General features: G+C 50.4%; 21 protein-coding genes. 16 read left to right on the forward strand and 5 right to left on the reverse strand.

Annotated features, from left to right (window positions below; translation table 11 throughout):
- Positions 1-69: 69 nt before the first annotated feature.
- From ACF8OF_RS15460 to ACF8OF_RS15490, 7 genes are all read left to right on the forward strand, one after another.
- Complete coding sequence (locus ACF8OF_RS15460; protein WP_392497084.1) at positions 70-1,533, forward strand: M48 family metalloprotease; 1,464 nt, start codon at positions 70-72, stop codon at positions 1,531-1,533.
- 11 nt (positions 1,534-1,544) lie between these two features.
- The gene (gene arsC / locus ACF8OF_RS15465) at positions 1,545-1,898 is read left to right on the forward strand and encodes an arsenate reductase (glutaredoxin) (protein WP_279796475.1); all 354 of its coding nucleotides are present in this window, start codon (positions 1,545-1,547) and stop codon (positions 1,896-1,898) included.
- 144 nt (positions 1,899-2,042) lie between these two features.
- The gene (locus ACF8OF_RS15470) at positions 2,043-2,600 is read left to right on the forward strand and encodes a filamentous hemagglutinin N-terminal domain-containing protein (RefSeq protein ID WP_392497085.1); all 558 of its coding nucleotides are present in this window, start codon (positions 2,043-2,045) and stop codon (positions 2,598-2,600) included.
- 236 nt (positions 2,601-2,836) lie between these two features.
- Positions 2,837-3,466, forward strand: a complete 630-nt coding sequence (locus tag ACF8OF_RS15475) for a CDP-alcohol phosphatidyltransferase family protein (RefSeq protein WP_392497086.1) — start codon at positions 2,837-2,839, stop codon at positions 3,464-3,466.
- 2 nt (positions 3,467-3,468) lie between these two features.
- Positions 3,469-5,235: a bifunctional alpha/beta hydrolase/class I SAM-dependent methyltransferase gene (locus ACF8OF_RS15480; RefSeq protein ID WP_392497087.1), complete on the forward strand. Its 1,767-nt coding sequence runs from the start codon at positions 3,469-3,471 to the stop codon at positions 5,233-5,235.
- Between the two features lie 65 nt (positions 5,236-5,300).
- Positions 5,301-6,632 (forward strand): dual specificity protein phosphatase family protein, encoded by a 1,332-nt coding sequence (locus tag ACF8OF_RS15485; protein WP_392497088.1) that lies wholly within the window; start codon positions 5,301-5,303, stop codon positions 6,630-6,632.
- Positions 6,625-7,017: a hypothetical protein gene (locus ACF8OF_RS15490; protein WP_392497089.1), complete on the forward strand. Its 393-nt coding sequence runs from the start codon at positions 6,625-6,627 to the stop codon at positions 7,015-7,017. The genes ACF8OF_RS15485 and ACF8OF_RS15490 overlap by 8 nt, the downstream gene beginning before the upstream one ends.
- A gap of 3 nt (positions 7,018-7,020) precedes the next feature.
- On the opposite strand, the gene hda is transcribed toward ACF8OF_RS15490, so the two are convergent.
- A complete protein-coding gene (gene hda / locus ACF8OF_RS15495) occupies positions 7,021-7,737 on the reverse strand; it encodes a DnaA inactivator Hda (protein WP_274369761.1) in 717 nt (238 codons plus the stop codon).
- 251 nt (positions 7,738-7,988) lie between these two features.
- Here hda and ACF8OF_RS15500 point away from each other — a divergent pair, with 251 nt between their 5' ends.
- Together ACF8OF_RS15500 and ACF8OF_RS15505 are read left to right on the forward strand one after the other, a co-directional pair.
- Complete coding sequence (locus tag ACF8OF_RS15500; RefSeq protein ID WP_392497090.1) at positions 7,989-9,332, forward strand: filamentous hemagglutinin N-terminal domain-containing protein; 1,344 nt, start codon at positions 7,989-7,991, stop codon at positions 9,330-9,332.
- Between the two features lie 247 nt (positions 9,333-9,579).
- Entirely contained in the window at positions 9,580-10,413 is an 834-nt protein-coding gene (locus ACF8OF_RS15505) for a filamentous hemagglutinin N-terminal domain-containing protein (protein ID WP_392497091.1), read from the forward strand.
- 96 nt (positions 10,414-10,509) lie between these two features.
- Here the strand turns inward: ACF8OF_RS15505 and uraA are convergent, their stop codons facing one another.
- Together uraA and upp are read right to left on the reverse strand one after the other, a co-directional pair.
- The gene (uraA, locus tag ACF8OF_RS15510) at positions 10,510-11,802 is read right to left on the reverse strand and encodes a uracil permease (RefSeq protein WP_274369763.1); all 1,293 of its coding nucleotides are present in this window, start codon (positions 11,800-11,802) and stop codon (positions 10,510-10,512) included.
- Between the two features lie 68 nt (positions 11,803-11,870).
- Positions 11,871-12,497 (reverse strand): uracil phosphoribosyltransferase, encoded by a 627-nt coding sequence (gene upp, locus ACF8OF_RS15515; RefSeq protein WP_004235255.1) that lies wholly within the window; start codon positions 12,495-12,497, stop codon positions 11,871-11,873.
- 253 nt (positions 12,498-12,750) lie between these two features.
- Between upp and purM the strand changes: the two genes are divergently transcribed.
- Both purM and purN read left to right on the forward strand, forming a co-directional pair.
- Positions 12,751-13,791: a phosphoribosylformylglycinamidine cyclo-ligase gene (gene purM, locus ACF8OF_RS15520; RefSeq protein WP_392497092.1), complete on the forward strand. Its 1,041-nt coding sequence runs from the start codon at positions 12,751-12,753 to the stop codon at positions 13,789-13,791.
- Positions 13,791-14,423, forward strand: a complete 633-nt coding sequence (purN, locus tag ACF8OF_RS15525) for a phosphoribosylglycinamide formyltransferase (RefSeq protein WP_392497093.1) — start codon at positions 13,791-13,793, stop codon at positions 14,421-14,423. The genes purM and purN overlap by 1 nt, the downstream gene beginning before the upstream one ends.
- A 38-nt stretch (positions 14,424-14,461) precedes the next feature.
- Here the strand turns inward: purN and ACF8OF_RS15530 are convergent, their stop codons facing one another.
- On the reverse strand, positions 14,462-14,764 hold the full coding sequence (locus ACF8OF_RS15530) for a helix-hairpin-helix domain-containing protein (RefSeq protein WP_046893265.1): 303 nt from the start codon (positions 14,762-14,764) through the stop codon (positions 14,462-14,464).
- Between the two features lie 205 nt (positions 14,765-14,969).
- Here ACF8OF_RS15530 and speG point away from each other — a divergent pair, with 205 nt between their 5' ends.
- From speG to ACF8OF_RS15555, 5 genes are all read left to right on the forward strand, one after another.
- Positions 14,970-15,560, forward strand: a complete 591-nt coding sequence (gene speG / locus ACF8OF_RS15535) for a spermidine N1-acetyltransferase (RefSeq protein WP_024473313.1) — start codon at positions 14,970-14,972, stop codon at positions 15,558-15,560.
- 65 nt (positions 15,561-15,625) lie between these two features.
- The gene (gene ppk1, locus ACF8OF_RS15540; RefSeq protein WP_262859370.1) at positions 15,626-17,698 is read left to right on the forward strand and encodes a polyphosphate kinase 1; all 2,073 of its coding nucleotides are present in this window, start codon (positions 15,626-15,628) and stop codon (positions 17,696-17,698) included.
- Positions 17,699-17,709: 11 nt separating this feature from the next.
- Entirely contained in the window at positions 17,710-19,242 is a 1,533-nt protein-coding gene (gene ppx, locus ACF8OF_RS15545; RefSeq protein WP_392497094.1) for an exopolyphosphatase, read from the forward strand.
- A 58-nt stretch (positions 19,243-19,300) separates the two neighbouring features.
- Positions 19,301-20,764, forward strand: coding sequence for a magnesium transporter (gene mgtE, locus ACF8OF_RS15550; RefSeq protein WP_392497095.1), 1,464 nt, complete (start codon positions 19,301-19,303; stop codon positions 20,762-20,764).
- A 668-nt stretch (positions 20,765-21,432) separates the two neighbouring features.
- Entirely contained in the window at positions 21,433-22,782 is a 1,350-nt protein-coding gene (locus tag ACF8OF_RS15555) for an MFS transporter (protein ID WP_354621699.1), read from the forward strand.
- Positions 22,783-22,846: 64 nt separating this feature from the next.
- Here the strand turns inward: ACF8OF_RS15555 and ACF8OF_RS15560 are convergent, their stop codons facing one another.
- Entirely contained in the window at positions 22,847-23,269 is a 423-nt protein-coding gene (locus tag ACF8OF_RS15560) for a DoxX family protein (protein ID WP_025154842.1), read from the reverse strand.
- Positions 23,270-23,293: the final 24 nt, after the last annotated feature.

Here is a 23,293-nt window from a genome sequence, read left to right on the forward strand (position 1 = left end):
TTTTACTTGAGTGTTTGCTATGATACACGAATTATTACCAGTGATAATCAACGGGGAAAGCGTCATCCTATGAATACGTTTCTGAAAAAACCGTTAGCCGTCTTACTGAGCCTTGCCCTGACCTTCCCGGTACTGCCTGCCGCACAGGCTGCGGTTGAGGATGCGTTACCGGAAATCGGCACTACCGCCGGCGGTACACTCAGTATCGGGCAGGAAAACCTGATGGGAGATTTTTATCTGCGGATGATCCGCAGCAGCTCCCCGATGGTCTATGATCCTGTTTTACTGCAATATATCAATAACCTCGGTCAGCGCCTGGTCTCAAACGCTGACTCGGTCAAAACCCCGTTTAATTTTTTCCTGATTGCCAACCCGAACATTAACGCCTTTGCCTTCTTCGGCGGCAATGTGGTGCTGCACACATCCCTGTTCCGCTACAGCCTGACAGAAAGTGAACTCGCTTCTGTCATGGCGCACGAAATCGCTCACGTCACCCAGCGCCACCTCGCGCGGATGATGGAAGATCAGCAGAACAAAGCGCCGCTGGCCTGGGCTGCAACACTCGGCTCTATCCTGCTGCTGATGACCGGCACGCCGGTCGGTGCCGCCGCCATGACCTCCACCATGGCCGGGATCCAGCAGAATATGATCAGCTTTACACAATCCAACGAGCAGGAAGCGGACCGCATCGGCATGGGTACACTGAGCCGTGCCGGGTTTGACCCGCAGGGTATGCCGGACTTTATGACCATCATGGTGGATATGTCCCGTTACAGTTCCAAACCGCCGGAAATGCTGCTGACCCACCCCCTGCCGGACAGCCGTCTGGCGGATGCGCGTAACCGCGCCAGTCAGATGCCGCGTAAAAACCCGCCGCAATCCTTCGATTTCCTGCTGGCGCGCGCGCGGGCAATGGCAATGTACGGCGGACAGCCGCTGCGCAATGCGACTGACCAGATGATTGAAAACTACAGCAAAGGCAACAATAAGGAGCAGATGGCAGCAGATTATGCCCGTGCCATTCTGCTCTACCGCGATAACAAATATGAGCCGGCCTCACAAATTCTGACGAAACTGCTGGCTGCCGACCCGGACAATGTCTGGTTTATCGATGTGATGACCGATGTGGATATCGGCCTGAACAGAACCGCTCAGGCGGTGACCCGGCTGGAAAATGCCCTGAAACGGGAACCGGGGAATTCGGTGTATCAGATAAACCTCGGCAACGCCTATATTCAGAATAAACAGTATGATAAGGCAACGAAGATCCTGCGTAATTATACCTTTGATCATCCGGCTGACCCGAGCGGCTGGGATCTGCTGGCAGAAGCAGGCGGAAAAGCAGGCCGCCGCACGGATGAACTGGCCGCCCGGGCGGAATATCAGAACTTGATGGGTAACTTTGACGGTGCTATCCGCAGCCTGACCGAAGCCGCCCGTCAGGCGAAACCCGGCAGTTATGATCAGGCCCGTTATGATGCGCGGATTGACCAGATCCGCCAGTTACAGCTGCAATTCAAACAATTTAAATAATGAGGAACACCATGACTGACACGGTCACCATCTGGCACAATCCGCGCTGCTCCAAGAGCCGTGAAACCCTGGCACTGCTGGAAGAACACGGCGTGTCTCCGGCAGTGATGCTCTATCTGGACACCCCGCCGTCAGTAGCGGAAATCAAAACCGTACTCCGCGAGCTGAAATTTGACGATGCCCGCAAACTGATGCGCACCAAAGAAGCACTTTACAGTGAACTGGGACTGGCCACCGTGACCGATCAGGATGCACTGATTCAGGCCATGCATGATCACCCGAAACTGATTGAGCGCCCTGTGGTGATTAAAGGTAAACAAGCCCGCCTCGGCCGTCCGCCGGCGCAGGTGCTGGAGATTATCTGAGCCTTCTGTCCCCGGTAACTGCCGGGGCAATTTCCCCGCCAGTATATAAATCCGCCATGTTCTTTTTATGAAATCGTCATTTATTTCAAGTGGTAAAGTTCGTTTGGTTATTTACACTTAATATAATGATTAAAGGAATAAATCATGAAAAAGACATTAGCTGCATTATCATTAATTTCTGTTGCGCTATTTTCCGCACACACTGTTGCCGGGCCGGGAAGCACGGAATATACCTATAAAAACGGCGACAAAATCCGCGTAGTCAGCCCGGAAGTCCAAACCAAACTATTTAAAGATGAATCAGGAAAACCCGTTCTGGTCATTAATTCACCTGATGGTCGCGGGATCTCTCACAATGTCTTCTCAGACTATAATGTCGGTAAAAAAGGACTGGTTATTCATAATCAAGAAAATGCTAAAACCATTATTAATGAAGTGATCGGTGACAATAAAACCCGTCTGCGCGGCAATACCCTGGTTGCGGGCGGTAAAGCCAGCCTGCTGATTGTTAACCCGAATGGTGTTGTCTGTCAGGGCTGCAGCTCAACCAATACCACTCTCTATTCTCACCGCAAAACACTGCCGGTGATTATCAATACCGCGCAGAATAACGATGTGGTTTTTGATGCCCGCAAACAAGCGGGTAAATCAGACCGCCTGACGGATATCCGCCACAATATTTCCGTCAATTCACCTCGCTGACCCCTGTTATACCGCCGTTTTCACGGCGGTATTGAGATTGCTGACAAAGCAGGATAAAACGTAGTTTTTCCTGCTTTGTGTTATCCGCCGAAACTTTCCCCGCCGCAGACTGTCATACCTGTAACAACACAGCCCGGTGATCACTCCGTATTAACTTAAGAAAACGCTTATTGCGGCGATCACAGAATAACGGATTGATAATACAGATAACTGACTGTGTATCATCAGGGAAAAAAATGACCATTTATGATCTAAAACCGAAGTTTCAGAACTTACTGCGCCCTGTTGTTGTCCGCCTGTTTAATGCCGGGATCACGGCCAACCAGGTCACACTGGCGGCAATGTTCCTTTCCCTGCTCACCGGTTTCATCCTGATCCTGTTTCCCGACCCGCACCTGTTTCTGATGCTGCCGCCGGTACTGTTTGTCCGGATGGCGCTGAATGCCATTGACGGTATGCTGGCCCGCGAACATGACCAGAAAAGCCGCTTCGGCGCGCTCCTCAATGAACTGGGTGATGTGATATCCGATACGATTCTTTATTTCCCGTTTGTCCTGCTGTTCCCGGGAGCCGCCATCTGGATACTGCTGACCCTGTTTCTTTCTGTACTGACTGAATTTATTGGTGTACTGGCACAAACTATCGGGGCATCACGCCGCTATGACGGCCCTGCCGGGAAAAGTGACCGCGCCTTTTTGTTCGGCGCACTGGGTCTGTGGGCAGCGGTTTTTCCCGCATCTCTTGACTCCGTCCTGTTTCCGGTGCTGTTTGCGGTCTTTACCGCCCTGCTGTTTCTGACCTGCTATCACCGTATCCGGCGTGCGTTGCAGGAATCTGCGCAACAAAGCGCATCTCAAAAGGACTGATTATGAGTGTATCTTCTGATTATCCGACTCAGCGCGAATGCATTGAATCTCACTTTACCACCAGTGACCAGCAACAGCTGTTTTTCCGCCACTGGCCTTCCGCAACGGCGGAAAAGAAAGCTATTGTGCTGTTTCACCGGGGACATGAGCATTCCGGACGGGTGGCGCATCTGGCGGATGAGCTGGCGCTGCCTGATTTCGCGGTATTTGCCTGGGATGCCCGGGGTCACGGCCGTAATGACGGGCCGAGAGGCTACAGTCCGTCGATGGGCACATCCATCAGTGACATCAATGAATTTATTAACTTCATTTCATCCGAATATGAAATTCCGGTCGAAAACATGGTCGTGCTCGGACAAAGTGTCGGTGCTGTCACCCTGACCGGCTGGGTGCATGATTTCGCACCGAAAATCCGCGGGCTGGTACTGGCTTCTCCGGCCTTTAAAGTCAAACTTTATGTGCCGTTTGCCCGCAGCGGACTGGCGCTGATGCAGAAAATACGCGGGCTGTTTTATGTTAATTCCTATGTCAAAGCCAAATACCTGACTCACGACCCGGTGCGTATCGCTTCATTTGAGCGGGATCCGCTGATCACACGGCCGATTGCCGTCAATATCCTGCTGGAGCTCTACAAAACCGCTGACCGCCTGGTGGCGGATGCTGCCGCGATAACGGTGCCGACTCAGCTGTTTATCTCCGGCAGTGACCACGTAGTACACCGCAAGCCGCAGAATCAGTTCTATGCGCGGCTTAACACGCCGTATAAAGAAAAACATATTCTGCCGGGGTTCTATCACGACACGCTGGGTGAAAAAGATCGTCATATCCCGCTGGCGGAAATCCGCCGCTTTGTCACCACCCTGTTTGAACAGCCGCGCTATCAGCACGACTACCGGTTTGAGGATGTATGCAGCGCCGGTGCCGATGCTTATCGTGAATTGCAGGCTCCGCTGCCGGATTACTGCCCGAAAAATATCGGCTATAAACTGCTCAGCAAAGCGATGTCCACCCTCGGGAAAGCCTCGGAAGGGGTCAGTATCGGTTATGACAAGGGGTTTGATTCCGGTTCCACACTCGATTATGTCTACCGCAATCAGGCTCAGGGCAAAGGCATTTTCGGCCGCATTATTGACCGCCAGTATCTCAACAGTATCGGCTGGCAGGGGATCCGCCAGCGCAAAGTCAATATCGAAAAAATCCTGCGCCGCACCATCCGCGCATTACAGGAAGAAGGCCGGTCGGTGCGGATCATGGATATCGCCGCCGGTCAGGGGCGCTATCTCTTTGATGCCATCAATGATTACAGCCGGATAGAATCTGTTCTGATGCGTGATTACAGCACCATCAATGTGGAGCAGGGTCGTTTGCAAATCAAAGAGCGCTTCCTGGAAGACAAAATCCGCTTTGAAGAGGGCAATGCCTTTGATACCGCCGATCTGGCAGCGGTCAGCCCGAAACCGACTCTCGGCGTGGTGAGCGGGTTATATGAACTGTTCCCGGAAAACCATCTGCTGCGCGATTCCCTTGCCGGGCTGGCACAGGCAATTGAAAGCGGCGGTTATCTTGTCTACACCTGTCAGCCGTGGCACCCGCAGGTAGAGATGATAGCCCGCGTTCTGCCGAGCCATCAGGGCGGCAAAGCCTGGGTGATGCGCTGCCGCAGCCAGGGGGAAATGGATGCGCTGGTGGATGAGGCCGGGTTTGAAAAACTGGATCAGCTCATTGATAACTGGGGCATTTTCAGTGTCTCAGTCGCCAGACGCCGCTGATTGTTATCATACTGATGAAGATGCGCCTTTCCGCGCATCTTCTGTTTTACAGGGAATGAAGAACGATGACTGATGCCGCTCTGCCGCTGCCTGCCTCCCGCCGTAAACTGCGGGGATTTGCCCTGCTCTGGCTGCTGCTTCTGGCCCCTTTCTTTTTTCTGACTTACGGACAGGTCAATACCTATACCGCTTCGCTGCCGTCAGTTCCTTCTTTTGCGTTCAGCTGGGAAACGCATATTCCGTTTCTGCCGTGGACAATCATCCCGTACTGGAGCATCGATCTCTTCTACGGATTATCCCTGTTTATCTGCACCTCTCTGCGCGAACAGTGTATTCACGGGCTGAGGCTGGTAGTTGCGTCACTCGCAGCCTGTACCGGTTTTCTGCTGTTTCCGCTGAAATTCAGTTTTCTCCGCCCGCAAACAGACGGTACCGCCGGCTGGATGTTCGACCAACTGGAGATGTTTGATCTGCCGTTTAACCAGGCTCCTTCTCTGCATATCATTCTGCTGTGGTTGTTGTGGCTGCGTTTCCGGGCGCATACACCACAGAAATGGCGCTGGTTTCTGCATCTGTGGTCAATTCTGATCTTAATTTCTGTACTGACTACCTGGCAGCACCATTTTATTGATGTGATCACCGGTGCCGCCACCGGTGTGGTGATAAGCTATCTGCTGCCGGTAAAAACACGCTGGCGGTGGTCACCGCATCGTATCCGCCGCGGCTATCAGCTGGCCGGACGGTACGCCGTTATTTCGCTGGTACTGATAGCGGCAGCTGTCGTGATTGGCGGTCAGGGCTGGTGGCTGCTGTGGCCGGGGCTGGCATTTTTATGTATCACCGTTGGTTATCTCGGTGCCGGCGCATCGGTATTTCAGAAAGACAGCACCGGACAAATTTCGCCGTCTGCGGCACTCCTGCTGCTGCCTTACCGGATTGCCGCACAAATCAGCTATTACTGGTATGCAAAACAGTGCCGTCACACCAGTGTGGTCAATGAACATATCGCGCTGGGTGGTTACCCCGCAGCACCACTGACGGCTGCCGCCGTACTGGATATGACCGGGGAATTTCCCCGCAGCCGCTATACCGCCGGGCTGGCTTATCACTGTCAGCCGCAACTGGATCTGTTCCCGCTGACAGAAATGCAGATTGAATCGGCGGTAAATTCTCTCGGTCGCCTGGCGCAATCCGGCCAGGTTTATGTACACTGTAAACTGGGTTACACCCGCAGTACGACCATCGTAGTTGCCTGGCTGATACGCGCCGGGCTGGCAGACAATGTGGAACAGGCACTGGCAGCCGTCAGACAGGCCAGGCCGCAGATTGTCCTGCGGGAACAGACAATTGCCGCCCTGACCCGCTGGGCAGCCCGTTACGGAAAAAACGATGAATAACAGACCTCATGACGAACAGATTATTGTGATTTTTACGGCGGGCTGGCGTTTTCTGGCTGCCTTATCGGTGATGGCTTTTCTGACGCAGTTTCTGCTTTATCTTTCCGGGTTTTCCGGTGAGTATCCGATGGCGGCGGGGATCCTGTTCTTTCTGTGTGCTGCGTACTTTATCTTCCGGCTGTGGCTGGATCACCATCTGTTCCGCCGTCTGGCACAATCGTCCGACACGGATATTTTTGATGAATCCCTGACCACGCTGTTTCCCGGCAGAGCACAGCACACCCACTTCTCGCAACGCTGGCGCGGCACAAAACGGCTGTTTCAGCAGGGCGCGCTCTGCATGGTGCTTCAGTGGGGGATAACGGTGATTGCCCTGCTTAACTGACGGTCACAGCCGCAGAATATCCTTGACGAACGGAATGGTCAGCTTACGCTGCGCGACAATCGACGCATGATCAAGGCGGTCCAGCATATCAAACAGTGTGCGCATCTGACGATCGAGGCGTTTTAAGATAAAGCGCCCGACATCTTCCGGCAGCTCAAACCCGCGCAGTTTTGCCCGCAGTTGCAGCGCCTGAATTTTTTCATCATCACTGAGCGGATGCAGTTTGTAAATCTGCCCCCAGTCAAGACGGGAAGCGAGATCCGGTAACTGCAGCGGGATCTGACGCGGTGGTCTGTCCCCGGTGATCAATAAACAGGTTTTGCCGGTCTCAAGAATGCGGTTGTAAAGATTAAACAGCGCCATTTCCCACTCTTCATCCCCCGCAATGCACTGCACATTATCAATACAAACCAGCGACAAATGCTCCATACCTTCCAGCACATCCGGCACAAACCAGGCGCGTTTATCCAGCGGTACATAACCGACCGCCCGGTCTTTGGAAGAAACGTCGGCACAGGCAGCATGCAGCAGATGGCTTTTTCCGCCGCCGTCACGGGACCAGAAATAAAGATAACTGCCGTGCGGCTGACTGATCGCCGCCTGAATAGCGGATAACAGGGATGCGTTTTCCCCCGCATAGAAACTGTTGAAAGTCTCATCATCAGGGAGAGAGAGCGGTAGTGACAGCTGTGATGGCGTGTTCAGAGTTACCTCGGCCAACGGGTGAACAAACGCCGCTAGTTTACCATAAATTCACCGGCTAAATGAACCTGTTCCCGGCAAAACCTCACCGGATGCAGAAATTTGCAACAGTTACTCTCCGTCAGGTTTCACCATCAATAATTCAAATACCAATAATTGCATAAAACACCCATACCGGAATGACACAACGATTCCTGATATTTTATGTAATTCTGCTCTGGTATCGTAGCCTTCGCATGACGCACAATATTTATATAAGGATATATATAATGAAGTTTAAGTTATTATCTGCAGTTATCTTAACTGCTTTTTCTGCCACGGCTTTTTCTGAAACTGAACAGACATTTTCTGATGGTTTAAAAATCAGACTGAATGAAAAAAGTACCGGGTCTGACTTACGGATTTACAAAAACAAGCCGGTTCTGGCAATTGCTGACCCTGATAAAAGAAAAATATCTCATAATTACTTTGATGAATTTAATGTCGGTAAAGAAGGTATGTATATTGGCAATAACAAAGGCGCCAATACTATTATCACCGAAGTGGTCAGCCATTCTCCGTCATTACTGAGAGGTAATATTGATATCGTCGGTAAGCTTGGCACTCTGATTATTGCCAATCCTAATGGCATTACCTGCAACGGATGTAATTTCAGCAATATCGCTGACGTGACACTTGCAAATGCCGGTATTGAAAAATTATCTTCTTACTCTGGTCTGAATCTCTTTAAGAACAGCAAAGGCGGGATTCATATCACTGATGCTGATATCAATACAAACACGCAAGGGGGTAACCTGAAAAAACTATCGCTTATCTCTGATAATATTTCAATTTCACGGAGTAAAATAAATGTACCAGAGATCAATGTTGAATTAATCAGCCATGATGGTGACAATGTTAGCTGGAACTCTTTATTTGGCTCTGCTTATCTTGACGGCGGAAAAAAATTCAACTCAGCCAGAGATGCCAACACGGTTAAATCATCATTAACCGTTAATAAAAACACCACGTTAAAGGCAAATAAAATAAACCTTAAGCTTAGCGAGTCATTGTTTACCAATAAAGGAACGTTAGAGAGTGAACACCTGACGATTGAAAATACCATCAGGAAAGATAGCTTCCATCATAATTCTTTAGCAGTACCTGAAATGACTATGGTTAACAAAGGTAAAATAAACAGTAAACTGTTAAATATAAAAACAGCACCATATCAGGATTCATCAAACGGTGTATTTACAGCAAAAAGCACATTTACTAATGATGGTATTATTACCGGCCATATAAATGCTGACTTGAATAACAGCACTTTCATTAACAATAATGTTATAAAAAAGAATAATGTTGCTGGTGGAAGTATTAAGTTGAAGATGAGAAATTCCGAATTCATTAACAACCGTTATATCAGGACCTCAGGGATAACTATTGAGCATACAGGGAATGCCAAACTCACGAACAATAAGACTATTTACCTTTCTGAACTGATTGATTATTCCGGTATAAACCCGCTCTCCGGTGAGTTTTATAGTGATAACCTAAAAATTAAAAACAAGGGAAAAATTTATAAATATAACAGCTACAAAGATAGTTACAGTAAATTAGACATTGGTAATTAAAAAAACAGAATTCAACAGGCAACTAAACTGTTGCCTGCTTTTGTTTATAAAAATCAAACACCCCGCATAACAATGTGAGTATTCGATCAATATCACCCGCGCTATCATTACTATTTTAAATAAACCCGCAATCACACCCCATTTAAATTTAAAATAACAACCGTATTATTTAAACTATTATCTTTTCATTACAACACGATGTCTTTTTATGATAAAAAATACACTCAAATACACAAAAGGATACACAATGAAAAAGAATGGACTGTTACTTTCACTTTTAGTTTCATCTGCATTACCCTCTGCTCTGGCGCAGACAACAGATATCAGCATTGTAAATAACGCAGCAAAACTCAGTCATGGCGGGAATAAAAATATTATTACTGTTTCAGAAAAAGACAATTCAAATCTGGCACATATTAAATATAATAAATTCAATGTCGGCAGCGAAGGTGTGATTTTCAATAACCAGATCGGTGCTGATACGATTATCAACGAAGTTACGTCCAAATCCGTATCTGAACTGAATGGTGAAATTCGTATCAAAGGTAAACAGGCTAAATACACGTTAATCAACCCTAACGGAATTGTTTGTGCCGACGCATGCAGCTTCAGAAATACCCTCAGCGCAAATCTGGTTGTCGGAAAAACAATGATCCCAGGCGGGGAAATCATCGGAAATTATCCGGGTGCTGCTAAGCTAATAATTAAAAATACCACAAAAAGAATTGCGAATCGTTTGATACTTGACGGCAAGCATATTGAAATCAATAACAGTGCAGTGAAAGCTGACTATCTTCAGTTTTCTAATACCTTCAACCTTATTCACGGCAGCCCATTAAGAAACAGCATAACTGTTGATCAGCAATCAATGATAAAAGCAAAAGAAATCAAACTGAACATTATAGATACCGATATAGCTAATTACGGTATTATCCGGGGTAATGTAAGCGGAATTCTTCTTGTTTCAGATATCATTAATGAAGGGAAAATATCCGGAAATAATATCTCTTTTACCCTGCGTGATGCTGTTAATGTATCCGGGAAAGGTAAAATACAATTTAAAAATGGTCACTCTTTTTAATTACTATTTTGAATGATGCTCACGAAAGGAAAAACCTTTCACGGCAGTATTAAATTATCACACCGGTGAAGCCGCGACGACTTCACCGGTTCCGTTTTAACTGTCTTTCTTCACTTCATCCAGATTCACATCCACTACCCGCTCTTCCGGACGGATAATATTCACCAGACGGAACACCAGTGCCAGACCAATCCCGACAACCGTTGCCAGCGCCATCCCTTTCAGTTCGGCTGCGCCGATATGAATGGTCGCCCCGCTGACACCGATGATCAGGATAACCGCAGTCAGGATCAGGTTTTGCGGCTTGTTGTAATCCACTTTGGAATCAATCAGCACACGGATACCGGATGCACCGATAACCCCGTACAACAGCAGCGATACCCCGCCCATCACCGGCACCGGGACAGCCGCAATCGCGGCAGCCAGTTTACCGACACAGGAGAGCAGAATCGCCAGTACCGCTGCCCCGCCGATAACCCAGGAGCTGTACACTTTGGTGATCGCCATGACACCGATGTTTTCACCGTACGTGGTGTTTGGTGTGGAGCCGAAGAAGCCGGACAGCACCGTCGAGAAGCCGTTGGCAAACATCGAACGGTGCAGACCCGGGTCTTTCATCAAATCACGTTTGACAATATTCGCGGTGACCACCAGGTGACCAACGTGCTCGGCAATCACCACCAGCGCAGCCGGTAAAATGGTCAGAATGGCGAACCACTCAAAACGGGGGGTGTAGAATGTCGGCAGTGCAAACCACGGTGCTTCACTTACCGGGGTTAAATCCACCGCGCCCATAAAAAAGGCCAGCGCATACCCGGTCAGCACCCCGATAAGGATCGGGATAATTGCCAGGAAACCGCGGAACACCACAGAGCCGAGAATCGTTACCCCGAGTGTGGTCAGAGAGATAATCAGCGTGGTGCTGTCCGGTGTTGCGCCGTTCTCGAATTTCAGCCCGGCCATACCGGCAGCGGTACCGGCCAGCTCAAGACCGATGACCGCCACAATCGCCCCCATGGCCGCAGGCGGGAACAACACATTGATCCAGCCGCGTCCGGCGATTTTGACAATCCCCGCCACCAGCATAAATAACAGCCCGCAGATGATAAACCCGCCGAGAGCGAGTTCATAACCGAGCGGCAGTAAAATCAGCACCGGTGAGATAAAGGCAAAGCTGGAGCCCAGATACGCCGGGATTTTTCCTTTACAGATAAACAGATACAGCAGCGTCCCGATACCGTTAAATAACAGGATCGTGGCCGGGTTTACCTGAAACAGGATCGGCACCAGAACAGTGGCACCGAACATCGCAAACAGGTGCTGTAAACTTAACGGAATGGTGACCAGCAGTGGTGGGCGTTCATCGACTTCAATAACGCGGCGCGTCATCTTAAACCTCTTAATGATTACTCAGGGATATGCCAAAAAAAAGCCGACTTCTCAGTCGGCTCATTAACTTATTTCGTACCAAATATTTTATCGCCCGCATCACCCAGGCCCGGTACAATGTAACCGTGTTCGTTGAGGTGATCGTCGATGGATGCGGTGTACAGCTCAACATCCGGATGGGCTTTTTCCAGCGCTTTCAGACCTTCCGGTGCCGCAACCAGCACGAGGATTTTAATCGCGGTGCAGCCTGCTTTTTTCAGCAGGTCAATAGTAGCGATCATCGAACCGCCGGTTGCCAGCATCGGGTCAACCACCAGCGCCATGCGCTCTTCTATATTAGAGGCTAATTTCTGGAAGTACGGTACCGGCTCCAGTGTTTCTTCATCACGGTAAACACCGACAACACTGATACGGGCACTCGGGATGCTTTCCAGTACACCGTTCATCATACCGATACCCGCACGCAGGATTGGCACAACGGTAATCTTTTTACCCTTGATTTGTTCAATTTCGACCGGACCACACCAGCCGTCAATTGTCACTTTCTCAGTTTCTAAGTCTGAAGTTGCTTCATAGGTCAGCAGGCTACCGACTTCTGAGGCCAGTTCACGAAAGCGTTTTGTGCTTATATCATGATCTCGCATCAGGCCAAGTTTGTGTTTAACGAGCGGGTGTTTTACCTCGACGACTTTCATGGGTTCTCCTACTGTGTAAGCCCTGGCGGACAAAAAAATCGCGAGATTATACCGCTTTTCTTTCGCAGCGCCACCCCGGATTTGTTGATTATAGTCAATTATCACGCGTTTCATGTTCGTTACATGAATAAGTGTGATCTGACGCATTTTGAAAAAAACCGGCGTAAATCCTCTCGCAAACGTTTGCGTGGCCTGTTAGAATAGCCGCGTTTTCGATACACCCACTTACTTGCAATCGCCGTTGGGGGCCGCAGTGACTGACAAAACTTCCCTGAGTTACAAAGATGCCGGTGTCGATATTGATGCCGGTAATGCCTTAGTTTCCCGTATTAAGCATGTTGTCAAAGAGACACGCCGTCCTGAAGTGATGGGCGGGCTGGGTGGTTTCGGTGCGCTGTGCGCAGTACCGCAGAAATATAAAGAGCCGGTGCTGGTTTCCGGCACTGACGGCGTCGGCACCAAGCTGCGCCTGGCGATGGATCTGGCGCGTCATGACACTATCGGTATCGACCTCGTCGCCATGTGTGTGAACGACCTGGTGGTCGCCGGTGCTGAGCCCCTCTTCTTCCTCGACTATTACGCGACCGGCAAACTGGATGTCGATACTGCCGCCCGTGTGGTCACCGGTATTGCCGAAGGCTGCAAACAGGCAGGTTGTGCGCTGGTCGGCGGTGAAACCGCTGAGATGCCGGGCATGTATCACGGTGATGATTATGATGTTGCCGGGTTCTGTGTCGGCGTGGCGGAAAAATCAGAAATCATCGACGGCAGCAAAGTCCGCGCCGGTGATGTGCTGATCGCGCTGGCATCCAGCGGCCCACACTCCAACGGCTATTCTTTGATCCGCAAAATCCTGGAAGTCAGCAAAACTGACCCGGCAGTCACAGAGCTTGACGGCAAATCCCTGGCGGATCATCTGCTGGCACCGACCAAAATCTATGTTAAATCTGTGCTGAAACTGATCGAAAATACCGATGTTCACGCCATCGCTCACCTGACCGGCGGCGGTTTCCAGGAAAATATCCCGCGTGTATTACCGGCCTGTACCCAGGCACGCATTGATGCGTCATCCTGGCAGTGGCCGTCTGTCTTTAACTGGCTGCAGAAAGCCGGGAATGTGGAAGACTATGAAATGTACCGCACCTTCAACTGTGGTGTCGGTATGGTGATTGCACTGCCGGCAGCATCTGTACCCGCCGCCCTCGCCCTGCTGACAGAAGCGGGTGAAAATGCATGGCTGATTGGTGATATCGCGGTGTGCCGCGAAGATGAACCGCAGGTCATCATCCGCTGATGAAAAAACGCCTTGTTGTCCTGATTTCCGGCAGCGGCAGTAATCTGCAGGCGTTGATTGACGCCTGCGATTCAAAAGCCCTCAATGCGGACATTGTCGCGGTTTTCAGTAATAAAGCAGACGCTTACGGGTTACTCCGCGCACAACAGGCCGGTATTCCCGCACTGGCGCTCAGCCCGGCGGAATTCTCTTCACGGGATGATTTTGATGCCGCATTGCAGGCGCAGATTGATGAGTATCAGCCGGACTTAATGATTCTCGCCGGATATATGCGGATTCTGACACCGGCCTTTGTCCGCCATTACCACGGCAGAATGCTGAATATCCACCCGTCTCTGCTGCCGAAATATCCGGGCCTGCACACGCACCGCAAAGCGCTGGAAAACGGCGATGCCGAACACGGTACCTCTGTACATTTCGTCACGGAAGAACTGGACGGTGGTCCGGTGATTTTACAGGCCCGCATTGCCGTTCTGCCGGATGATACCGAAGACACCCTCACCGCACGGATACAACAGGAAGAACACCGCATCTATCCGCAGGTGGTTAGCTGGTTTGTGCAGGGACGTCTGGCGCTGAAGGACGATGGTGTGTATCTGGACGGGAAATTACACTCTCACAATACTATCTGATACCCTGCGCCCGGTTTTTCCCGGGCGTTTTTTCATCACTACCGCAGTTTCGCCATATCATTAAGATACGCTTTGCGCTGCCCGGTATAATTCCACCATGGCTGTGCCGGTTGTCCGGCAAGAAAATCGGTCACTGACCAGAATACATCAATAACGCAGGGATCCTGACGGACACCGGTTACCGCGCAGAGCATTTCATACATAATCACCGGGTCTGAACCGGTAATATCCTGCGGCGTCTCATACCCCAGCAAACGCAGATCTTCCGCCATCGCTTCGCCGATATTCGGCAGGTCAGTAAGCGTATTAAGACGGGTGCGGCACACTTTTGTCGGGTTCATAGAAATATCCGGTATTTATTAATGGCATGCGTATTATCACATACTTTATCATCAGTCTGCCGCGACCGGTACCCAAATAACGGGTAATTGTTATAATTTTACACACGCCTCCCTGCAATGATGCCGAAAAGCGGATCCCCGGATAATTCCGTTTCTGTTATGTGTTACACTGTCTGATAAAATACAATGAATACCGAGGTGATTTATGTCCGGTGGTACTGCTGTTCCGCCTGTAAAACTGCGCCCGCTTGAGCGTGAAGATTTAGCGTTTGTTCATCAGATGGATAATAACGCCAGCATTATGCGTTATTGGTTTGAGGAACCGTATGAAGCCTTTATTGAATTAAGTGATTTGTACGACAAGCATATTCACGATCAGTCAGAACGCCGCTTCATCGTGGAAAGTGACGGCACCAAAGTCGGGCTGGTGGAACTGGTGGAAATTAATCATGTACACCGCCGCGCTGAATTCCAGATCATTATCGCCCCGTCACATCAGGGTCACGGATTTGCCTCCCGCGCCGCCCGTCTGGCCATGGATTATGCGTTTTCTGTCCTCAACTTATATAAACTGTATCTGATTGTGGATGTGGAAAACGAAAAAGCGATCCACATTTATAAAAAGCTCGGCTTCCATACCGAAGGCCAGTTAATTGATGAGTTTTTCGTCAACGGGGAATACCGTACTGCCATCCGGATGTGTATTTTTCAGCCGGAATATCTGGTGATGAAAAATAAATCAGCGGATGCGGAAAGCTACGTTGAAAAAAATGCCCGCGTAAAGCAGAACCTGTAATGTTTTTTTAGTAAACTGTACCCTGTGTTTAACCCAGATTCAGCGTAACCCGTTCCGGAGTAACAATGTCCCAAGATAGGCTCTATATGGAAAAAGAACTCAGTTGGCTGTCGTTCAACGAACGGGTTCTTCAGGAGGCCGCCGACAAACGCAACCCGCTGATCGAACGCATGCGTTTTCTGGGCATTTACTCAAATAACCTGGATGAGTTTTATAAAGTCCGCTATGCGGATGTGAAACGCCGTATCCTGATTAATGAGGAACAGCGCGGTTCCGGCGCCAGTGCGCGCCATCTGCTGCGCAAAATTGAAACCAAAGTGGCAAAACAGGATCAGGCATTTGATACCCTGTATAATGACCTGCTGCTGGAAATGGCGCGTAATCAGATTTTCCTGATCAACGAGCGCCAGATTTCACCAAAACAGCAAATCTGGCTGCGGCAGTATTTCCGCCAGCATCTGCGCCAGCACATCACGCCGATTATGATCCAGACCAGTACCGACCTGGTTGAATTCCTCAAAGACGATTACACCTATCTGGTGGTGGAGATTGTCAAGTCCGGCCGTGAAACCCGCTATGCGCTGCTGGAAATTCCGTCTGATAAAGTCCCGCGTTTTGTCAATCTGCCGACCGAAAACGGCCGCCGCCGCCAGTCGATGATCCTTATCGACAATATTCTGCGCTACTGTCTGGATGAAATCTTCAAGGGTTTCTTTGATTTCGATGCCCTCAACGCCTATTCCATGAAAATGACCCGCGATGCCGAATATGACCTCGCCACCGAAATGGAATCGGGCATGCTGGAGATGATGTCTTCGACCCTGAAACAGCGTCTGACCGCTGAGCCGGTGCGTTTTGTCTATCAGCGCGATATGCCGGATGAAATGGTGACGCTGCTGCGCGAAAAACTCGGCCTGACCAATGATGACTCGGTCATTGCCGGCGGGCGCTATCATAACTTCAAGGACTTCATCCGCTTCCCGAATGAAGGCAATAAGAATTTATTAAACAAACCGCTGCCGCGTCTGCGTCATGTCTGGTTTGATCATCACCGCAACGGCTTTGATGCTATCCGTGAGCGGGATGTACTGCTCTATTATCCGTATCACACCTTTGAGCATGTGCTGGAACTGCTGCGCCAGGCCTCCTTTGACCCGAGCGTGATTTCCATCAAGATGAATATCTACCGTGTCGCCAAGGACTCCCGCATTATCGATTCCATGATCCACGCGGCACACAACGGCAAAAAAGTCACCGTGGTGGTGGAGTTACAGGCGCGTTTTGATGAAGAAGCTAATATTCACTGGGCTCGGCACCTGACCGCTGCCGGGGTGCATGTTATTTTCTCCGCGCCGGGGCTGAAAATTCACGCCAAACTGTTTATTATCTCGCGGCTGGAAGACGGGGATGTGATCCGCCGTTATGCCCATATCGGTACGGGTAACTTCAACGAAAAAACCGCGCGTATCTACACGGATTACTCACTGCTGACCGCCAACGAAGAGATCACCAATGAAGTCCGGCGCGTATTCAACTTTATTGAAAACCCATACCGCCCGGTCTCCTTTGATAACCTGATGGTATCGCCGCAGAATTCACGGGCGATGCTGAATCAGCTGATTGATGATGAGATTGCCAATGCGCTGGCCGGGCATGACGCCGGGATCACGCTGAAAATCAACAATCTGGTGGATAAACAGCTGAGCGAACGTCTCTATGATGCTTCAGAAGCCGGGGTGAAAATCCGTCTGCTGGTGCGCGGTATGTGCGCGCTGGTGCCGGGACAGGTGCCGTACAGTGAAAATATCCAGGTAACCAGTATCGTTGACCGGTTCCTGGAGCATGACCGGGTGTATGTATTTACCAATAAAGGGGATGAAAAAGTCTATCTCTCCTCTGCGGACTGGATGACCCGCAATATCGATTACCGGATTGAAGTGGCGGTTCGCCTGCTGGATCCGGTGCTGCGCCGCCGGGTGCTCGATATTCTGGATATTCAGTTCAGTGATAATGAGAAGGCGCGTTATCTCGATAAAGAGATGTCCAACCATTATGTGCCACGCGGCAACAAGCGGAAAGTCCGCTCGCAGATGGCGGTTTATGACTATATTCGTTCCCTGGAACAACCGGATAATTAAAAGGCCCGTTCATGCCATTATCACTGATCACGGAAAAAGATCGTCCGCTGGAAATCGCAGCCATCGACCTCGGGTCGAACAGCTTTCATATGGTGATAGCCCGTATTGTCAACGGCGCACTCCAGGTTCTCAGCCGCCTGAAACAGCGGGTGTATCTGGCTGAAGGCTTAAATGATCAGAATGAGCTGAGTGAAGACGCCATGGAACGCGGGCTGGCCTGCCTGGCACTGTTTGCCGAGCGACTTCAGGGCTTTCCCGCCGCACAGGTCACGATTGTCGGGACACACAGTCTGCGTGAGGCGGTCAATGCGCACGAGTTTCTCGAACGCGCCGCGTCTGTTATCCCCTATCCGATTGAAATTATTTCCGGTCATGAGGAAGCACGCCTGATTTTTATGGGTGTTGAGCACACACAACCGGAAAAAGGCCGTAAACTGGTGATCGATATCGGCGGCGGCTCAACCGAGCTGGTGATCGGCGAACGTTTTGAGCCGATTTTAATTGAAAGCCGCCGTATGGGCTGCGTCAGTTTCAGCCGTCAGTTTTTTCCGGACGGTAAAATCACCGAAGCCAACTTTAACCGCGCCCGGCTGATGGCCGTTTCCAAACTGGAAAACCTGGCAATTGCTTTTCGGGTTCAGGGCTGGGATGTCTGCCTCGGCGCATCCGGTACCATCAAAGCGGCCTGTGAGATCCTGCGTGAACTGGGGGAACGGGACGGCATTATTACCCCTGTCCGCCTGGAAATGCTGGTCAAGCAGGTACTGCGTTATAAGCGGTTTGATGCCCTGAATTTACCGGGGCTGTCTGACGATCGCAAAAAAGTGTTTGTGCCGGGTCTGGCAATTCTGTGCGGTCTGTTTGACGCGCTGGACATTACCGAACTGCGCCTGTCTGCCGGTGCCCTGCGTGAAGGGGTGCTGTATGAGATGGAAGGCCGTTTCCGCCATCAGGACATCCGCCAGCGCACCGCACAAAGTCTGGTGGAACACTATAATGTGGACAACGCCCAGGTACTGCGTGTCCTCACCACCATGAAAAACCTGTACCGGCAATGGGCGGAGCAGAATCCGTCCCTGGTTGATCCGCAGCTGGAAGCGATTCTGGTCTGGGCGGTCTGGCTGCATGAGGTCGGGCTGAGCATCAACCTCTCCGGCCTGCACCGTCATTCGGCCTACATTCTGCAAAACACCAATTTACCGGGATTCACCCAGGAACAGCAGCTGCTGCTCGCCACACTGGTGCGTTACCACCGCAAAGCGGTAAAAAGTGACGATATCCCGAAATTCACACTGTTTAAACGAAAACAGGTCATCCCCCTGATACAGATCCTGCGCCTCGCGGTATTACTGAATAATCAGCGTCAGTCCACCACCAAACGCTCCTCACTGCGTCTGGAAACCCATGAGGGACACTGGACACTGTTTTTTCCGCGCCACTATCTGACTATCAACACATTAATGCAGCTTGATCTGGAAAAAGAGCAGGCTTACTGGGATGATGTGCCCGGCTGGCACCTCAGTATAAAAGAAGAAGACGTCTAACAGGGAGAATCCCCGGCCAGTCTTATTTGTTTAAAAGTTTTATGTGTAAAGGAAAATCATGTCTGAACACACTTTCGCCATTGATAACTCATCACCGGTCAATCCGCACTCCCAGCGGCTGGCTCACATTCGTCAGCAGGTTTTGCCCCTGTTCCTCAACGACTCACAGTTTGTGGAAACCATTCTGGGCACCGCCGATGAACATGCCAGGCTCAGTGATGATGAACTGCATTCAAAATCGAAGTTAGTCAAAAATCTGCTGACTGACCTCCACGCCGCTGACCTTGCGGATATGCTGGAAGCCCTGCCCTATGATGAACGTCTCGCGCTCTGGCATCTGATTGATAACCACCAGCGCGGGGAAGTACTGGTGGAAGCCTCTGTCTCCGTATGGGACAGCCTGATTAAAGATATGTCAGACAAAGAGCTGCTGCGCGCCGTTGCCACTCTGCATGTGGATGAGCAGGCGTATATCGCCGAGCACCTGCCGCGCGATACCATGCGCCGCCTGCTGACCTATCTGGAACCGAGTCTGCGTAACCGCATCCGCACCGTTCTTCAGTACCCGGCGGACAGTATCGGGCAGATGATGGACTTTGAGTTTGTCACCGTGCGCGGTAATGTCCCGCTGAAAACAGTTCAGCGTTTTCTGCGCTACCGCAGCAATATCCCGGAAGCCACCGATAAAATCTTTGTTATCGACAGCAATAATATTTTGCAGGGCGAGCTGCCGCTGACCACCATTCTCACCCAGTCACCGGACAGACTGGTCTCTGATGTGATGAAAACTGAGCCGGTCACCTTCCTGCCGGATGAAAAAGGCGAAGATGCCTCCGGTGCGTTCGAACGTTATGACTTAATCTCTGCCGCGGTTGTCGATAATAACGGGCGGCTGCTCGGGCGGCTCACCGTTGAGGATATCGTTGATAACCTGAATGAAGAGAGCGAAGAAAACATCCGCCGTATGGGAGGCTTAAGCCCGGAAGAGGATGTGTTTGCCCCGGTCGGTCAGGCGGTGAAAAACCGCTGGGCGTGGCTGGCGATTAACCTCTGTACCGCATTTGTCGCTTCCCGCGTGATTGGGGTGTTCGAGCATACCATTTCCCAGCTGGTTGCACTTGCCACCCTGATGCCGATTGTCGCCGGTATCGGCGGTAACACCGGTAACCAGACCATCACCATGATTGTCCGCGCTCTGGCGCTTCACCAGATCCAGAAAGGCAGTTTTTCCTTCCTGCTGCTGCGCGAGCTCGGCGTTGCCTTTATCAACGGCGTGGTCTGGGGCGGGATTATGGGGGTCGTCACGTACCTGCTCTACGGCGATATCGCCATGGGTGCGGTAATGACGCTGGCTATGGTGCTTAACCTGCTGATGGCCGCCATCATGGGGGTCCTGATCCCGCTGACGATGATGAAACTCGGACGCGACCCGGCACTCGGTTCCAGTGTGATGATCACCGCGATCACCGATACCGGCGGATTTTTCATCTTTTTAGGTCTCGCCACCCTGTTCCTGGTCTGATTTTTGCTCAGATAATCTCAGCAGCCACGGAAAGAGAAGCTTTACTTCTGCTCTCCGTGGCTGTTTTAATCTCTTCCCGCTGAGTTTCCCCCTCTTGTCATTATCCCGCCGCAGAGGATTATGATGCCGGACTGACAATATCCGGTGAATATGATCACTTCTTTACTGCTGCTCTGAAATAATCATCATGCCGTTCACGTTTATTTATATTTATTTACTGCTGTTCATTCATGAGTATATTGATAAGCCTTATTCATATAATGGCATTAATCGTATTTTATAAACCCGTATTCCCGGTAAATAATAATAAGGGCTGAACATTTCATTATGCCGTTAATTATCTGTTCCGGTTTTCATAATATGCTGTCATTCCGTATTCCTTAACGTTATCATCCGTGACGCAAATCATATTTAGTTCAATAGTTCACCCTATAATATACAGTCAGAATATTCATCTTGTTTTAGCAGGTGCTGTTTACAATATACGGAATTTCTTGCTATAACAAAGCATACCCTCCGGTAACAGATAATTTCCGTTTTTTATTTCCGGTTATCCCTGTGATAACCGGGATTGTGTTGCCGCCACCTCTCTTTTGGGAAACACAAATGAGAAAAAAAATGACACGACCCCCGTCATTGAATAAATGAGTAAATAAAAGGACATAATTATGACAACCGATACATCGCCATTAAGTCAGCCTCAGGCAAGGCCATTAAATAAAAACGATTATAAAACACTGGGATTATCCTCCCTCGGCGGCACGCTTGAATTCTATGATTTTGTCATATTTGTGTTTTTTACCGGTACGCTAACCCACCTGTTTTTCCCGGGTGATAACGAATTTATCGCCCAGATGAAAACGCTGGGAATTTTCGCCGCCGGTTATCTGGCGCGTCCGCTCGGCGGGATCATTATGGCGCATTTCGGCGATATTATCGGCCGCAAGCGCATGTTTACCCTGAGTATCTTCCTGATGGCAGTGCCGACACTGGTCATCGGTATGCTGCCGACCTACGAAAGCATCGGTGTGGCGGCACCTGTCCTGTTACTGCTGATGCGGATTTTACAGGGCGCGGCGATCGGTGGTGAGATGCCGGGCGCATGGGTATTTATCGCGGAGCACACACCGGAACAGCGCTACGGGCTGGGTGTCGGTACGCTGACCTCCGGGATCACCGGTGGTATTTTGCTGGGTTCGCTGGTCGCTATCGCAGTTCAGTCCTCGTATACTGCGGCTGAAGTCACTGCGTGGGCATGGCGTATTCCGTTTATCCTCGGTGGAGTGTTCGGGCTGATTTCCGTGTATCTGCGCCGTTTTTTACAGGAAACCCCGATCTTTAAAGAGATGGCGGCCAAACGGGCATTATCCGAAGAGATGCCGGTGAAAACGGTTCTGAAAAACCATAAAATGGCCTGTTTTGTGACTGCCGGGCTGACCTGGTCATTATCCACCGCTATCGTGGTGATCATTCTGATGACCCCGTCCGTTGTGGTGGAAAAGATGTACGGTATTGATCGCACATTGTCATTACAGGCTAACTGCGTGGCTACGCTGACCTTAACCCTCGGCTGTATTTTCTGGGGCTGGCTGGAAGATAAGATCGGCAGCCGTGTGACACTGGCCTTGTCCTGGGGCGGATTAGCGATCACCGCATTCCACTTCTACAGTGCGCTGTCACCGGATATCGCAGCGGCTTCACTGGTGATTAACTATGCAGTGATGGGCTTTTTTGTCGGCGCGATTGCCACCACACCAATTATCAGTACGCGGGCATTTCCGCCGGCAATCCGTTTCTCCGGCTTGTCTTTTGCCTACAACATGGCTTACGCGGTATTCGGCGGCTTAACGCCGATGCTGACCGGCGCCTGGTTGCAGAAAAGTGCAATGGCACCGGCGTATTATGTGGCAGGTGTGTCCGTACTGGCGATTGTCATCGGCTTCTTACCGCTGGCACACAAAGGCTGGACAGCGCGTAAAGCTCAAAGTACGAAAACGGTCGCGGCACAGCCGTCTTAACGAAACCGATAAAACAGCAAGGGCGGATCAACATGATCCGCCCTTTTTCTTTCCGTCTTCTGAATCAGCGCCAGGCCGGGTTTTTTATCACCGAATATTTACCCGGACCAATAAAGGCCAGCGCAATACCGCTGATAAAGAAATACATCAGGCTTTCAATCGCCCACGCTCCTGTCGGATCCAGCATAAAGGTCTTATTCACACCTATCATCAGCCAGGCGACCACCATGGTAAAAGACACCAGCAATGCGGACGGCCGCGTCAGAATACCGAGAATAATAAAGACCGGTGCGACAATTTCCCCGAGATAAGTACCGTAAGCGATAAATTCCGGTAACCCGAAAGAAGCCAGCAACCCTTTTATCCCCGCTGCACCGGTGAGTAATTTACCGATACCGTGAAACAACATTAATCCGCCGACCGCCAGCCGCAGTAATAATTTCCCGGCATCGTCGTGTGATAACAGCCTGTTGATTACACCTGTCATAATATACCCCTGTTGAATGAGAAT

It is taken from the genome of Morganella sp. TYF_1 (assembly GCF_043105645.1).
In the GTDB taxonomy this organism is placed as follows: domain Bacteria; phylum Pseudomonadota; class Gammaproteobacteria; order Enterobacterales; family Enterobacteriaceae; genus Morganella; species Morganella morganii_B.